The organism is Sulfurimonas iocasae (assembly GCF_047716755.1).
In the GTDB taxonomy this organism is placed as follows: Bacteria; Campylobacterota; Campylobacteria; order Campylobacterales; family Sulfurimonadaceae; genus Sulfurimonas.
In genome coordinates this window covers 2,804,518-2,819,717 of the sequence record NZ_CP180409.1, presented here as the reverse complement: position 1 = coordinate 2,819,717, position 15,200 = coordinate 2,804,518, and the positions used below count along the sequence as shown (strand labels likewise).

Annotated in this window: 13 protein-coding genes; 5 read left to right on the top strand and 8 right to left on the bottom strand. The window is 34.4% G+C overall.

The features are described 5' to 3' along the window. Positions 1-8: 8 nt before the first annotated feature. A complete protein-coding gene (fliI, locus tag ACLHDE_RS14430; protein WP_415397095.1) occupies positions 9-1,322 on the top strand; it encodes a flagellar protein export ATPase FliI in 1,314 nt (437 codons plus the stop codon). Here fliI and ACLHDE_RS14425 read toward each other — a convergent pair. The 5 genes from ACLHDE_RS14425 to ACLHDE_RS14405 form a co-directional block, all read right to left on the bottom strand. Further along, entirely contained in the window at positions 1,312-3,435 is a 2,124-nt protein-coding gene (locus ACLHDE_RS14425) for a WD40 repeat domain-containing protein (protein ID WP_415397094.1), read from the bottom strand. The genes fliI and ACLHDE_RS14425 overlap by 11 nt on opposite strands. A gap of 79 nt (positions 3,436-3,514) precedes the next feature. After that, positions 3,515-3,838: a cytochrome C gene (locus tag ACLHDE_RS14420; RefSeq protein WP_415397093.1), complete on the bottom strand. Its 324-nt coding sequence runs from the start codon at positions 3,836-3,838 to the stop codon at positions 3,515-3,517. Positions 3,839-4,000: 162 nt separating this feature from the next. Continuing rightward, positions 4,001-5,491: an NAD(P)/FAD-dependent oxidoreductase gene (locus tag ACLHDE_RS14415; RefSeq protein ID WP_415397092.1), complete on the bottom strand. Its 1,491-nt coding sequence runs from the start codon at positions 5,489-5,491 to the stop codon at positions 4,001-4,003. Between the two features lie 369 nt (positions 5,492-5,860). Beyond that, positions 5,861-7,450 carry a single-stranded-DNA-specific exonuclease RecJ gene (gene recJ / locus ACLHDE_RS14410; RefSeq protein WP_415397091.1) on the bottom strand — a complete coding sequence of 530 codons (1,590 nt, stop codon included), beginning with the start codon at positions 7,448-7,450 and terminating at the stop codon, positions 5,861-5,863. Next, the gene (locus tag ACLHDE_RS14405; protein WP_415397090.1) at positions 7,440-9,059 is read right to left on the bottom strand and encodes a CTP synthase; all 1,620 of its coding nucleotides are present in this window, start codon (positions 9,057-9,059) and stop codon (positions 7,440-7,442) included. Before ACLHDE_RS14405 ends, recJ begins: the two co-directional genes overlap by 11 nt. A gap of 121 nt (positions 9,060-9,180) precedes the next feature. Between ACLHDE_RS14405 and ACLHDE_RS14400 the strand changes: the two genes are divergently transcribed. Next, positions 9,181-10,803, top strand: a complete 1,623-nt coding sequence (locus ACLHDE_RS14400; RefSeq protein ID WP_415397089.1) for a cation:proton antiporter — start codon at positions 9,181-9,183, stop codon at positions 10,801-10,803. A 22-nt stretch (positions 10,804-10,825) separates the two neighbouring features. Here ACLHDE_RS14400 and pyrE read toward each other — a convergent pair whose 3' ends face one another. From pyrE to secG, 3 genes are all read right to left on the bottom strand, one after another. Beyond that, positions 10,826-11,434: an orotate phosphoribosyltransferase gene (pyrE, locus tag ACLHDE_RS14395; protein WP_415397088.1), complete on the bottom strand. Its 609-nt coding sequence runs from the start codon at positions 11,432-11,434 to the stop codon at positions 10,826-10,828. Positions 11,435-11,550: 116 nt separating this feature from the next. Continuing rightward, a complete protein-coding gene (frr, locus tag ACLHDE_RS14390; RefSeq protein WP_415397087.1) occupies positions 11,551-12,108 on the bottom strand; it encodes a ribosome recycling factor in 558 nt (185 codons plus the stop codon). Positions 12,109-12,227: 119 nt separating this feature from the next. Beyond that, positions 12,228-12,566, bottom strand: coding sequence for a preprotein translocase subunit SecG (secG, locus tag ACLHDE_RS14385; RefSeq protein WP_415397086.1), 339 nt, complete (start codon positions 12,564-12,566; stop codon positions 12,228-12,230). 94 nt (positions 12,567-12,660) lie between these two features. Here secG and ACLHDE_RS14380 point away from each other — a divergent pair, with 94 nt between their 5' ends. The 3 genes from ACLHDE_RS14380 to ACLHDE_RS14370 are packed head-to-tail and all read left to right on the top strand — an operon-like array spanning position 12,661 to position 15,151. Continuing rightward, on the top strand, positions 12,661-13,584 hold the full coding sequence (locus tag ACLHDE_RS14380) for a metal ABC transporter substrate-binding protein (RefSeq protein WP_415397085.1): 924 nt from the start codon (positions 12,661-12,663) through the stop codon (positions 13,582-13,584). Beyond that, a complete protein-coding gene (locus ACLHDE_RS14375) occupies positions 13,581-14,345 on the top strand; it encodes a metal ABC transporter ATP-binding protein (RefSeq protein WP_415397084.1) in 765 nt (254 codons plus the stop codon). The genes ACLHDE_RS14380 and ACLHDE_RS14375 overlap by 4 nt, the downstream gene beginning before the upstream one ends. Positions 14,346-14,353: 8 nt before the next feature. Beyond that, entirely contained in the window at positions 14,354-15,151 is a 798-nt protein-coding gene (locus ACLHDE_RS14370) for a metal ABC transporter permease (protein WP_415397083.1), read from the top strand. The last annotated feature ends 49 nt before the right edge of the window (positions 15,152-15,200 follow it).

Genomic DNA, 15,200 nt, shown 5'->3' with positions numbered 1-15,200 from the left:
GTCTTTTCATGCCATTTAAATCACTTAAAGATAAAATCTCATCCAAAAACTACTCAGTAGCATTTGGTGAGGTTGTAAAAATCAATGCTACTATTATTACTGCTACAGGTCTAAGTGTAAGCATTAGTGATATGGTAAAAATCATATCAAATACAAATGCGCAAGAGACTATAGGTATGGTAACAGAGATAGATGGTGGCACTTTTTTTATAACACCATTTAGTTTTGTAGAGGGCTTTTGCTCCGGCGATAGAGTTTTTTTAGATCAAACAGGTATGAATATTCCTGTTGGAAATGCTCTTCTTGGAAGAGTTGTTGATCCATTTATGCGCCCAATAGATGGAAAGGGTAGTATAAACAATTCAACAATGTCACCAATTATTAAAGCTCCAATAGCTGCAATGAAAAGAGGAATGATTGATGAGATATTTAGTGTAGGCGTTAAAAGTATAGATGGACTTTTGACATGCGGTAAAGGTCAAAAACTTGGCATCTTTGCTGGGAGTGGTGTCGGAAAATCAACTCTTATGGGTATGATAGTAAAAGGTTCAACTGCTCCTATAAAAGTCGTCGCTCTCATTGGAGAAAGGGGTAGAGAAGTCCCAGAGTTTATAGAAAAAAACTTAGGCGGTGACTTGGAGAACACAGTAATCATTGTGGCAACCTCAGATGACTCTCCTCTTATGAGAAAGTATGGTGCTTTTGCTGCTATGAGTGTTGCAGAGCACTTCAAAGATCAGGGCTTAGATGTTCTTTTTATTATGGACTCTGTTACAAGATTTGCTATGGCTCAAAGAGAAATCGGTCTAGCTTTAGGTGAACCGCCAACTTCAAAAGGTTATCCACCATCATCTCTTACACTTCTGCCTCAGCTTATGGAGCGCGCAGGAAAAGAGGAAGGCAAAGGTTCTATTACCGCCTTTTTTACAGTTTTGATAGAGGGTGATGATATGAGTGATCCCATTGCAGACCAGTCTAGATCTATCTTAGATGGGCATATAATCCTCTCTCGTGAACTTACAGACTTTGGTATATACCCGCCAATCCATGTTTTAAACTCTGCATCTAGAGTTATGAATGACATTATTTCTAAAGAGCACTTGAGAGCAGTTATGAAATTTAGAAGACTCTATACGCTTTTAAAAGAGAATGAGATGATTATTCGTATAGGTGCTTACGTTAAGGGAACAGATTCAGAACTTGATGAAGCAATAGATAAAAAAGATGACATGGAAAAATTTATGTCCCAATATGCTAATGAGCAAATAAGCTATGAAGATAGTCTAGATGAGCTAATGGCTCTTGTATCTACTAATCCATAATTAGTTTTGACTCTCTCCAGCTGTCTCTAGATAATCTTTTATCTTGAGACAGTGTTATAGCTAATTTCTTACCTGTGAGGGACTCATACTTACTCATTAAAGAACTTATCTCATTATCTTTAGTAAAGATGTCTATATAAGAATAAATAACGTTCTGGGCACTCTTAAATTTCTGCTTAGACAAAAAATATTTTATCTGTACTTGGAAACTAACTCTGAGTAGATCGCCGATTCTATCTTTTCTAGCATTTAATGTGATTAATTCACCTAGAACAGCTTTGATACTTTGTATGTTTCCTTTTAGTGCATACTCCTCACATTCGTTCATTAGTTTAAGCCAATGTTTTTGTAAAAGTTCACCAAGTTCACTAAAACCTAGATGCGGGAAAAGATCAATCATTTCATAACAAGAGTAAAAATCATTGCTTGCATAAAAGTTTTGAAGTTTAATCATCTCATCGCACATTGAGTAGAGTATTTCTACTTGTTGAGTAAAACCCGGAGTACCTTCTATTTTTGCTAAACTCTTTTTAGCAAGTTTAATTTTATTTTTTTTTATATAGGCATCGATTCTAGTTAAAGACTTTTTAATATCACTCTCAAGCGTTTCATAAATTGGCATCTGAGTAAATAAAATATTTTTACGCGCAATCTCATTTACTTTTTTAAAATCTTTTTTATCTAGTGCTCTTAAAAACTCTATAAAGAGCTCATTGTGTTTTAGTATAAGTTGTATGATTGGTCGCTTTGCTATCACTGTCATATACTCTTTAAATAGAGCTTTCGCATAATCTGGCTTACCTATTAATATATGCCTTTGTGCATTTGTAAAAGTTTCTTTCCATTTTATCTCCATACTATTATACTGATTTGTCATCTTTAGAGCAGGAAACTTTATGCTCATTGCATAAGCAAGTGCATATTTTTTTTCAAGGTATAAGGTTTTAAATCTGTTGTAGTTCTCAAAAGACTTAAATAGTAGTTTTACTGACTCTTGTTTTACCTCAATATCTCTGTAAATGAGCATTAATTGATTGGCCAGTTCTTTATTTTGATTTATAAGTGCATTTACCGCGCCTAGATAAGCCTTATTATACATTTGTTCTAAAGATTTATGTTCTGGAGTCTCTTGTAGCATGGGTTCTTTTGCGATAAGTTCATATGCAGCATCTAGAGAGTTATGAAGAATGAGTGAACTTAACATCTCGCGACTTGGTAGCTCAACATAAAGGATTCTTTGATTTTTTAGAGATACCACCAAAGTTTTACTATCAAGAGCTTCTATTGCATGGATATCATCTTCAAACTCTATATAATTATTATGAATTATTTTGTACTCTTTAGAGTCTATAATAATCATTGTATTTGTATTTGCGTGAACTATTAAATATTTTGTATTAGGTATAGAGATTATTTGGTTAGTTTTTCTAAATGGTAAATTAATACTTTTTATAACACTATTGTTGGGGATAGAAATAAGTTGTAAATTACCATCATTATCTCCACTGATAATACTATTTTCATTTAAAAAATATAGAGCATTTTTACGTGAAGTACCATGTAAAAGCACACTTTTGTTAGCACCTGAATATATATCAATAATGAAGATTGCACCACCATAACCACTTACTGCTAAAAGATTTCTATAAAATGTAATTGCACTTACAAAATTCTTTTTAACTTTTGTTTTTGGTCTTTGATAAGGAAAAGAACATAATCTAGCTAGTTGAGAGCTTGAGTTATACTTAAACAAAAGAACTCTACCTTCATTATTTCCGGCAACAATATACTTAGAAGATAGGTCGAAAGATAAAATAATTATATTGTCATTATCAAGAATAATGCTTTTTACAACTTCTTTATTTGATATATTCGCAATATATAGGTGTGTTTTTGTAGCATAGGCAATAAATTTAGCATCTGGAGAGAAGCATACAGCAGTAGAATTAAAGTTAAGATTTTCATTTTTGTAACTTAGTTCAACAGAACACTCTTCTTTTGTAATGATTTTTGCACCGTGATACTTAGTTGAGTAAGCAAAAGAGTTGTCATTAAATTTTGTAAAGGCTGTTATCTCTGAGCGAGCTTGTTGACAATCATTGATTATGGACATATACAATTATAGATAAAAAAAGTAGTTTAGAGACTTAAATTAGAGAAGGTTGAGCCACAAAGGTGGCTCAAGAGTTAAATTAACAAGATGGAACGTTACCACTATCATTAGCATACTCAAAAAAGAAATCGAAGTAATGTGGAAGATATTTACCTTTTAAGGCTTTATCTTTAACACCTGGACAAATATTTTTAAGTTCATCTGCAAGCTTACCATTTTCTTTTAAAGTTTGCCACTCAGCTTGAGAATGTTTAGAAGCCATTTTGGCACCATTCATATTACAAGAACCTTTTAGTTTTTTAAGGTAAAGTTTTTGACCTTTTGCAACATCTGCACTTAGTGCAACAGAACTCATACTTAGCATTAACATAGCAGCAAGTGCAATTTTAACGATTTTGTTCATTGTTTCTCCTTTTAAGATTTTACATTTTAACCAAGATAATATAAAAATGGCATTTATTGTAAAAGTAAATATAATATCTATTTTTTTTGTAACATTATGTGATGAAATTTTTGAGGTTTTTAAAAATACTAAAGTGAAGCGGGAGCTTCACTTTAAAAATGGTTACGCTCTACCAGAAAGCATACCATGTATAGTCATAGGCTTAAGTGCATAAACTTTTAATAACCACCAAATCCATCTCTCTTTAGTTGGGTCAAGTGGGAATGAAGCAGCATTTACGCCGCTACCTGGTTTCTTAGAAGCCCAGTTAAACTCAGCAAGCATAACAGTACCAATACTTGTAATAAGTGGACATACTGTATAACCATCGTATTTACTCGGCAATGATTTGCCTTCCATTGTAGCTACTACATTGTCAACAAGAACTTTGTACTGTTTACGTACAGATCCACCAGTTTTACCCATTGGAACAGCAGCAACATCACCTAGACACCATACGTTTTCAAACTTAACATGTCTAAGAGTTTCTTTATTTACTGGAACCCAGCCTTTTGCAGAACCAACAGCTGATTCAGCAACAACATCTGGAGCTTTACATGGAGGAGTTACATGCATAAAGTCATAAGGAACTTCAACACGTTCATGCTTAGTAACCATAGTATACTCTTCTAAGTCCTTATCAAATGCACCTTTTTCTTGCCAATGATGATCAAATACTGCAACTTTATTTGCAGGGTCTACTTCAACTAGATTATGGTTATAGTGCCATTTGAAGCCTCTATCTTTAAACTGTTGAACAATTGCAGTGTGGTAATCTTTAATACCAAACATACCTCCACCATTTGGATAGAAAGTTAATTCAACTTTATCTCTAACACCAGCTTCTTCAAGACGAGCATTTGTAAGATACATAATTTTCTTAGGTGCACCACCACATTTAATTGGTGTATTAGGGTGAGTAAACACAGCTTGTATTTTCTCAGGACCTTTATGAGCTTTAGCTTTAGCCACTAACTCTTCAAGACCTTTCCATGTTGCAGCTGCACCATCTTGGAAATAAATTGAGTGAAGACCATTTTTACCGATACCACTATTTTTAACAGCAGAGTTATCTTTTCCAGCTGATGTAATAACACCATCAAGACCTTTTACAGCAGCGTAATTAAGCATAAGACCAGTAGCGATAACCATTTGATCATAAGAAACTTCCTGAGAACCATCAACAGTAACAGAGTTGTTTTCTGGATTGAAGGCAGTTACACTACCTTTGATTAGTTTAACGCCACTTGGCACAAAATCATCTCTCTTATATACGATATCAGAAGGATCCCAAATACCAGAACCTACAAGAGTTTGACCTGGTTGGTAAGAAACAGATAATGGATCTGGTTCAATTACAGTAATATCAGCATCTGACAAAGTGTTGTTAAGTCTTGCAGCAGTACTCATACCAGCTAAACCACCACCTACGATAACAATTTTACCTTTTGCACTTGATGCATTTACAGTAGATGTACCAATAGTTGCACTTGCAAGTATTGATGCAGCTAATGGAGACATTGTTAAATATTTCATAGCATCACGACGTGACATAATCTCCGGATGCTTATCAACTTCAGCTAGAATTTCTTCTAATATTTCGTTTTTTTTCATATTTCTTCCCCCGTATTTTGATAAAAGTGTAATGATTGTACATTGCTGAGGCTTAAATTTTTTTTAAAAATTGTTTAAGTTGATAAGTTTAGTGTTATTTATCACAATAAGGTGATAATATGTTTAAGTTTAGCAAATTTATTTATACAATAGTATCAAAAATATAAATTTATATAAAATGCTCAAATAGTGTTAGGTTGGGAGATTGAGAGGAATATTATTATAATAATTATAAGTTTATCAAAACTTACAACAACTAATACATAAGGAGCCAAACAAGGACTCTTTAACATTATTTAATATCTTGTAGAGTTTTAGTAGGATTTAGTTTATAGCTACTCTCGTAATCTCTCCAAAGTTTGCATAAAATTAGTAGACTTTGTTTATTAAGAGTTGCAGAGATACTCTTCCGTTAAATTCATTTTTTGAAACTGTATAACTACAAGATAGTTTTCTGTCAATTGGCATTTCTAAAACTTGTCTAAAGAGAACTAGTTCTAAAGTTTTTCTGTCATGTGGATATTGCTTTAGTGTGATTCTGCAGTGTGATTTGTCTTTACCCATTGTCTTAATGCTTAGAACTTCTGCACGCTTAAGTAAAAAAGATGGAAAAGGATTAGCTTCTCCATATGGTTCAAAATTTTGTAGCAGGTTAAGTAGTTCAAAGTCTATATCTTCGCTAGAAAGTATCCCCATAACTTTATCTTTTGGTATAAAATCATTAGAATCTATAGTTGAAGCACTTTCATTTATGGCGTCTCTAAAAATATCTATATGCTCTTTTTGTAGTCCTAGCCCTGCTGCCATTTTATGTCCGCCAAACTTAGTTAAGAGTTGTTTATTTGCTTTTATAAGCTCGTAGATGCTGACATCTCCAATACTTCTAGCACTTCCTTTTGCCACACCATCTTTTATGCTTAAAACAATAGCGGGCTTGCCAAACTTATCCACAAGTCTAGCTGCAACAATGCCCACAACTCCTTCATGCCAATTTTCTTTAGCGACAACAATTACATCAGCATCTGGATTTGCAGATGCTATAGCCTCTTTAGTCGCCTCTGCTTCTGTCTCTTTTCTAAGGTCGTTCAATTTACCTAGAAGTTCAAACTGTTTGTATGCTTTGTTGGTATCACAAGCTGTAAAAAACTCTAAAGCTATATGAGCATCTTCTAGTCTTCCTGCACTATTTATTCTAGGAGCGATTTGAAATGCTATATCTTCGGAGGTAATTATAGACTTGTTTAAAAAGTCTCTAATAATTATGGAAGCAGGTCTATTTGAGTTCATCAAAACTTTAAGACCCTCTTTTACTAGAGTTCTATTTATATCTATGAGAGGCATGATATCAGCGATGATTGCTATTGCTAAGATATCTAAAAATTGTTTCATATCAATGGATAGATTTAGTTCTTTTTTTACAAGTCCTAAAAGTAACCAAGCTACTTGCGCTCCGCATATTTCTTTAAATGGATACTCACAAGATGCAAGCTTAGGATCTACTATAGAAAAAGCGTCAGGAAGAGTATCACCGGGAGTATGATGATCTGTAATGATAAGGTCAATTCCTCTCTCTTTACAGATATTAGCAGCTTCAAGAGCGGAGATGCCATTGTCTACTGTGATGACTAAGTCTGCATCTACCCTTTGTAAAACAGTTGGACTAACTCCGTAACCATCTTTAAAACGGTTCGGAATGATAGCATCTAGTGGGTAAGGAATTTGTCTGAAAAAATCTACCATTATAGCTGTTGAGCTTACACCATCAACGTCATAATCACCGACAAGTGTTATTCTTTTATTTTCCCTGATTGCATCTGCTATTTTTTTAGCAGATTTTTGTGCGTCTTGAAGTAGGGCAGGGTTTGGAATTTGTGAGAGTTTCTTGTCTTCGTCTTCAAAACGAGAAGAAAGCAAGTCAAAAAGAGCTTGCTTATCTAAGTTTGGTATATTATTCAGCACTCAATGAAGCTTTCACAAATGCTAAAATAGAAGGGTTTGGAGTTTGAAGTCTTGAAGTAAACTCAGGGTGAAATTGAACACCTAAGAACCAAGGGTGACCTTCTATTTCAACAGTCTCTATAAGACCGTTTGATTCGCCAGTCACAATCATACCAGCCTTTTCTAACTGTTCACGATATGCAGGATTTGCTTCATAGCGGTGACGATGTCTTTCAAAAATAGTTTTTTCACCATTGTAAGCTTCTCTTAAAATAGAACCCTCTTTTGTATCACAAGGATACTCTCCAAGTCTCAATGTTCCACCCATTGGTGATTTGTGTGTTCTTAGTTGCATCCCTCCACTTTGGTCTAAAAAGTTGTCTATTAGATAAACCATCGGATGGGGGGTGTTTTCATCAAATTCAATAGAATTAGCACCCTCAAGACCAAGAACATTTCTAGCATACTCAACAAGTGTGAGTTGCATACCAAGACAGATGCCAAGATATGGAACTTTATTTACACGAGCATACTCGATAGCCTGAATTTTACCTTCGACACCGCGAGAACCAAAGCCACCTGCAACTAAAACAGAATCACAGTCACTAAGAAGTGCCTCAGCACCTCTCTCTTCAATCTCTTCAGAATCAACCCAGCAAATCTCAACTCTAGTATCAAGATGCGCACCACAGTGAATAAGTGACTCTGTTAAAGATTTATAAGCTTCTTTTAGTTCAAGATACTTTCCAACAAAACCAACAACTACACGATTCTTAGGCTGAACAATTTTTTTAACTAAAGAGTCCCACTCTTCCATATCTGGATCAAGTTCGCCAAGGTCAAGCTCTTTTGAAATTGGTTTTAGGATGTTTTGTCTTAAAAAAGTTACAGGAATATCATAAATAGTCGCAGCATCCAGTGCTTCGATAACACTGTCATTTGGTACATCACAGCTCATAGCAAGTTTTTTCCTAAAAGTTTTTGGAAGTGGTCTTTCACTTCTTGCGATAATCATCTGAGGAGTGATACCAATACGACGAAGCTCCTGAACTGAGTGTTGAGTAGGTTTAGACTTCATCTCACCGGCAGCTTTAATATAAGGAATAAGTGTTACGTGAATGAAAAAAGTTCCGGCAACTTCTTCATCATGTTTCATCTGACGGATTGCTTCCATAAAAGGAAGACCTTCGATATCGCCAACAGTTCCACCAAGCTCTACAACAAGTATTTCATGACCTTTACCTGCTAGTTTGATACGATTTACGATTTCACCAACAATATGAGGAATAACCTGAATAGTTTGACCAAGATAACCACCCGCACGTTCACGTTCAATAACTGAGGAGTAAACTTGACCTGTAGTAAAGTTACTTGACTTAAGATATGAACTATCTAAAAATCTCTCATAGTTTCCTATGTCAAGGTCAGTTTCTGCTCCATCTTTAGTAACAAAGACTTCGCCATGCTCTAATGGCGACATAGTTCCAGGGTCAACGTTGATATATGGATCAATTTTTAACATGCCCACTTTTTTACCAGAGTGTTTAAGTAAAGTACCAACACTAGCAGCCGTAATCCCTTTTCCAAGAGAGCTTAAAACCCCACCGGTAACAAAAATGTATTTAGTCATGTATAAACTCCAAAAATATTTTAATAATCGCGAATTATAATATAAAATCTCTTAAAATCTGTATAGTTGGTTTTAGAAAATATAGTATATAATAAGCATAAATTAATCAATAAGGTTATTGATGGACTCTCTTCTTCTTTATATCGTTATGGCTCTAGGTGTTTCCACCGTTTTAAACCTCTTTTTAAAACGCTTAGGTGTATCACAAATAATTGGCTATATTCTAACTGGTACCATTATGGTTTACACTTTTGATTTGAGAGATATGCATAATTCTAGTACACTAGAACATATAGCTGAATTTGGTATAGTTTTTTTAATGTTTACTATTGGACTTGAAATTTCTTTGAGAAAAATGAATAGTATGAAAGTAGAAATATTTTTAAATGGTTTTATGCAAGTAGGATTTACCGCTTTAGTTGTTTACGCTATTACTCATTATCTTTTTTCACTAGATGCTATCTCCGCACTTATAATTTCACTGGCTTTTGCTCTTTCATCAACAGCAGTAGTTCTAAGTTATCTCAAAAGTTCAAAAGAGATATACAACCCTTATGGGCAGCGTGCAACAGGTATACTTATCTTTCAAGATATTGCAGTTATACCTATCTTAATCTTGCTTGGATTTTTAACAAGTGATGGAAATCATTCAATCACAGAAGTATTGCAAGATACAATAATTAGTGCTATTGTAGTAATGGTATTGATGTTTGTTGTTGGTAAAAGAGTTATGACTTGGCTTTTACACTTCTCTGCATCTAGTGAAGTAGATGAGTTATTTATGGGTTCTGTTTTGTTTATTGTTGTAAGTGCCTCTCTTTTAGCGTCATTTATGGGTTTTACATACTCTCTTGGTGCTTTTGTGGCAGGTATGATTATTGCAGAGACAAAATATCATCATAAGGTTGAGCTAGACATTGCACCGTTTAAAGATATTCTCCTTGGTACATTCTTTATTGTTGTTGGAATGAAGATAGATGTCTTATATTTTATAAATAATATTGCTTTGATTGTCGGTATTTTTATTCTTGTGTTGATTTTAAAAAGTATTATTATGTACTTATTACTTCGTATTACCTCCTCACATGTATTGTCTCTTAAAACAGCTCTTGCCCTATCTCAAGTCGGAGAGTTCTCTTTTGTAATTTTTGCTGTTGCTAGTATGGGCGGTCTTTTAGATAAAGAACTAGAATCACTTCTAACTCTTGTAGTTATATTTTCTATGATAGTAACTCCGTTTTTTATATCTAGGATAAATAGATTGGTCACTAGTATTACCCACTATGAGTACTTAGGTTTAGATACATCTGATTTTGTATCAAGAAAAGATCATGTAATTCTTTGTGGGTACAGCATCGTAGGTAAGTTTGCTGCTAAATATCTAGATGCGATTGACGCCCCTTATGTTGTAATAGACAACTCTCCAAAACATGTTCAAGAGGCTTTGGCAGAAGGTAAAGAAGCTTATCTAGGAGATATGTCTAAGTTGTCAATGTTGGAAGCTCTTCATGCTGAGAGTTCGGCAGCTATTATAGTTACCCTCGACAATATTGATAAAAAACGTGCAATTTGTGAAGCAGTTTTAGCGCATACTAAAAATATAACCCTTATAGTAAAAGTTTCTACATTAGAAGAAAAAGAGGCTCTTAGTGGTTTAGATATTACTGTTATTGTAGATTCAAAACTAGAAGTAGGGCGTTTGCTCGTAGAGAGAATGATGACATGTCAGTTAAAATACAGTTAGAAGCTGTACTTTAATTTGTATATTAATTGCCACGACTTCCAGGTTTAATGGCTTCGCTGCCATCTTTACAGAGTGGACATGCATCTGGAGAGTACATTTCAAATGTAAAGTCAGCCAGTGCAAAAAATGGAATATCTTGTGGAAGTTTACAGTTTGATTTAGTTTCTACATCGCTGTTTTCACGTTTACAAAAACCGCGGTTTGCAAGTGCAGCTACACCAACTATCTTACCGCCTAAACTTTTTACAACAGCTGCTGCTTCCATTGCAGATCCACCGGTTGTAATGATATCTTCGCACATTAAAACTTTTTCGCCCTTGCTTACTTCAAAACCACGACGAATATTCATAACTCCCTCAACTCTCTCAGCAAATATAAAACGAACGTCTAGTGCTTGAGCCAGAGCAAAACCAGCTATAAGACCACCAAGTGCAGGGGCACAAACTGTATCTATTTCAAGGCCACTGGCTTTGATTTGACAAGCTAGTTCATCTGCAAGTAGTTTAGCTGTTTTTGGGTCTTCTAAAACTTTTGCAGATTGAAGGTAAAATTGTGAGTGATTTCCACTACTTAGTTTAAAGTGCCCCTCTAAAAGAGCATCTGCATCCATGTATATTTTTCTAACGTCCATTTAAATTCCTAATGTCATTATTTAAGAGCACCAATGGTGCGAGAGCCCTCTGCTAAAGAGAACTTAGTGTTAACGTAGTTAAAGGAATTACTTCCTTTGGCGTTTTAAATAGTAGTCTAAACCTTTAGAATCTCAGCTTCTTTATCTTTTAAGATGCTGTCGATGTTTGTTATATATTTATCAGTAGTTTTTTGAATGCTGTCTTGAGCAGACTTTGATTCATCTTGAGTAATCTCTTTGTCTTTTTCAAGTTTTTTAATCTGGTCATTTGAGTGTTTTCTATCGTTTCTAATTGAAACTTTTGCATTTTCGCCCATGCCTCTCATCTGCTTAACAGACTCTTGTCTCTGCTCAACTGTCATAGCCGGGAAAAATAGTTTGATAAGGTCACCGTCATTATTTGGTGTTGCGCCAACATTTCCTGCTGAAATTGCTGATTCAATATCTGAAAGTAAGTTTTTCTCCCAAGGGTTTACAACTATAGTCGTAGCATCTACGGCTATTACTGAACCAACTTGATCAAGAGGGGTAGGCGTTCCATAATAATCAATTTTTACATTGTCTAAAACAGATGTTGTAACTTTACCTGTTCTAAGTGTTTTAAAATCTCTTTGCATATGTTCTATGCTCGACTTCATTTTTGTCTCACATGCGTTAAATATTTCGTTTAGCATTTGTTTTCCTTGATTGTTTGAAAAATAATTACGATATTGTAGCAAGAATTTTTTTAAATGATATAAAAGTGGTTGAAAAGAAGGAGTATTAGGAACTTAAAATAGTTGCAAGAATGCAACTATTTTGTAGCTGGAGTTTCGTCTTTAGCTGGTGCAGTAACTGGTGTAACGGCAGTTGGTGCTACAACATTTGTAGTTTCCACCATGTTATCAACTACAGAAGTCTGTGCTGAGCTAGAGTAAAGATAACCTAAAGCGATTGTATTTGAAACAAATAAAAAACCTATAAGGAAAGTAGCTTTTGCTAAAAAAGCGCTTGGACCTTTTGCCCCAAAAACAGACTCATTTGAGCCACTATATGCGCCAAGACCAATGCTTGAGCTTTTTTGTAGAAGTACAGCTATTACTAGTATTACAACTAAAATTATCTGAACAATAAGTAAAAAACTAGTTGTCATTTATATATCCTAAGTTTGAAAAGTGGCGAATTATACCCAAAAAAACATCATAATACAATTTTAGGTATAATTTCAAAAAAATATTTGGATAACTATGAAAGATTTTAGAAATATTATATTTGTTTTAATCATTGCTACTTTTCTTTTGCAAATGTATGTTTCAAAAGAAGATGCAAAAGTAAAGAATGAAAAACTCACAGTATCCCTAAGTACATTTGCTTTGTATGACATTGCTAAAAATATTTCACAAGATACTTTAGAACTTGTGATGATTTTACCACTTGGAGTAGACGCTCATAGTTTTGAGCCGACACCAAAGCTAATGGCAAAAATAATGCGGAGTCAGCTCGTTATATACAGCGGTGCAGGACTTGAACCATGGACTTCTTCATTTGAGTTTAAGTCAAAAGTTATAGATATGAGTAAGTCAGTTAAACTACTAAAACCTAAAGATAAGCACGACGGGCATGCTCATAATCATGGACACAATGCGGTAGATCCACATTACTGGTTGGATATACAGAATATGATAAGCGCTACAGAACTTATAAGTGAAGAGTTTATAAAAATATCTCCAGAGAATAAACAAGTATATAAAAGTAATAGTGAAAAATATATAGCTAAGCTAAAATCTATAGATGCTAAATACAAAAAAGCACTTTCAAACTGTAAAAAAGAGACAATAATTGTAAATCATAATGCCTTTTCATACTTAAGTAGTAACTATGGCTTTCATGTAGAAGCGTTGAATGGACTGTCCCCAGATGCACAACCGAGTGCGAAAGATATGGTAAGAGTGATAGAGCATGTAAGAGAGCATGATGTGAAAACTATATTTTTTGAGAGTTTTGTTAATGATAAAGCTATGAAAAGTATAGCCCAAGAAGCAAAAGTAAGTGTTGAAGTGCTTCAGCCACTAGGAAATATTACGCGCGATGAAGCACAGAAAAATCTTAGCTATGAAGATATCATGCTAGATAATTTAAAAAAGATATCTAAAGCCTTGGTTTGCGAATGAAATTTACACTTCCTATCTTTGATGTAAAAAATCTATACTTCAGTGCTGGAGATCAAGAGATACTTTCTAATATTTCTTTGGAAATTTTTGCTCACGAGTATATTGCAATCATTGGACCAAACGGTGGCGGAAAAACAACACTCATAAGAGTTCTTCTTGGTCTTGAAAAACCAACAAGAGGTGAAGTCAGAATCTTTGGTAAGAGTGTAAAAGATTTTAAAGAGTGGCATAAGATAGGTTATGTTCCACAACGTGCAACACTTGTAGATGCTTCGTTTCCTGGAACTGTAGAAGATGTTGTAAATATGGGTAGAACTTCTAAGAGAAAACTATTTTCAAGACAGAGTGCAGAAGATAAAGCTTGTGTTTTAGATGCAATGAATAAGATGGATGTTTACGACCTAAAAGATAAGATGATAGGAACTCTCTCTGGTGGACAGAGACAAAGAGTTATGTGTGCAAGAGCTCTAGCATCTAAACCAGAGATTTTGATTTTAGACGAACCAAACACTGGTGTAGATATGGTTTCTCAAAAAAGATTTTATGCTCTATTGAGACAATTAAACCAAGAAGAGAAAATTACTATAGTATTTATCACTCACGATATAGGCGTAATAGCAGATGATATTGCAAGACTATTTACCATAAACCAAAAAGCTATAGTCTGTAACAACCCAAAAGAGGCTCTTAGCTGTGAAGATATGAGTGAGCTTTATGGCATTGAAGCGCATCTGATTCACAACCATAAGCACGAGCATTAGGGATTTTTATGTTGGAAATGTTTGAATATGATTTTATGCAAAGAGCTTTTTTAGCGGGTATGATTATCGCCGTTTTAGCATCTATTAGTGGTACATTTATAGTCCTGCGTCGTTACTCTATGATTAGTGAAACACTTGCACATTCTGCCTTAGTAGGTGTAGCAGTAGGTTTAGTAGCAGGGTTCAATCCACTTTGGATGGCAGTAATCGTATCTATACTTGCAGCGTGGCTAATAGAATACCTTCGAGCTAATTTTTCATTATACTCAGATGCGGTACTAGCCATTTTACTCTCAGGTTCACTTGCAATCGCTGTTATAATAGTCTCTCTAGGGGGAGCATTCAATAACTCTCTTTTTTCATATCTTTTTGGTTCTATTCTTTCTGTGAGTAGTGCAGATGTTGTTGTTATTTCAATATTTGGTACATTGTGTCTAAGTGTGTTATTGCTTTTTTCAAAAGAGTTTTATTTTATCGCTTATGATGAAGAGGTGGCAAAAACAAGCGGTATAAAAGTAAAACTACTTAACTTTCTTCTTGTTGGTATTGTAGCCATTATAATTGCTCTATCTATTAGAGTAGTTGGAAGTCTACTTATAGGTGCGCTTATGGTTATACCTACTATATCAGCTCTTCAATATAGACAAGGCTTTGTTAGAACACTTTTATTATCTCTATTCTTTGCCTTAGTTAGTGTGGCATCTGGAATGACACTTTCTTTTTATTTTTCTCTCCCATCTGGTGCTACTATTGTTATCTCTGTTTTAGTAATTTTTATAATCTCACTGTTTGTTAATAAGCGATGAGAATAAGCTCCGAATTTTCAAAACATGCTTTGCATTATGGTTCTTACAA

Bases quoted from the DNA above. Each gene is read 5' to 3' on its own strand.
- fliI (WP_415397095.1), top strand. From the start codon at position 9: ATGCCATTTAAATCACTTAAAGATAAAATCTCATCCAAAAACTACTCA.
- ACLHDE_RS14425 (WP_415397094.1), bottom strand. From the start codon at position 3,435: ATGTCCATAATCAATGATTGTCAACAAGCTCGCTCAGAGATAACAGCC.
- ACLHDE_RS14420 (WP_415397093.1), bottom strand. From the start codon at position 3,838: ATGAACAAAATCGTTAAAATTGCACTTGCTGCTATGTTAATGCTAAGT.
- ACLHDE_RS14415 (WP_415397092.1), bottom strand. From the start codon at position 5,491: ATGAAAAAAAACGAAATATTAGAAGAAATTCTAGCTGAAGTTGATAAG.
- ACLHDE_RS14405 (WP_415397090.1), bottom strand. From the start codon at position 9,059: ATGACTAAATACATTTTTGTTACCGGTGGGGTTTTAAGCTCTCTTGGA.
- ACLHDE_RS14400 (WP_415397089.1), top strand. From the start codon at position 9,181: ATGGACTCTCTTCTTCTTTATATCGTTATGGCTCTAGGTGTTTCCACC.
- pyrE (WP_415397088.1), bottom strand. From the start codon at position 11,434: ATGGACGTTAGAAAAATATACATGGATGCAGATGCTCTTTTAGAGGGG.
- frr (WP_415397087.1), bottom strand. From the start codon at position 12,108: ATGCTAAACGAAATATTTAACGCATGTGAGACAAAAATGAAGTCGAGC.
- secG (WP_415397086.1), bottom strand. From the start codon at position 12,566: ATGACAACTAGTTTTTTACTTATTGTTCAGATAATTTTAGTTGTAATA.
- ACLHDE_RS14380 (WP_415397085.1), top strand. From the start codon at position 12,661: ATGAAAGATTTTAGAAATATTATATTTGTTTTAATCATTGCTACTTTT.
- ACLHDE_RS14375 (WP_415397084.1), top strand. From the start codon at position 13,581: ATGAAATTTACACTTCCTATCTTTGATGTAAAAAATCTATACTTCAGT.
- ACLHDE_RS14370 (WP_415397083.1), top strand. From the start codon at position 14,354: ATGTTGGAAATGTTTGAATATGATTTTATGCAAAGAGCTTTTTTAGCG.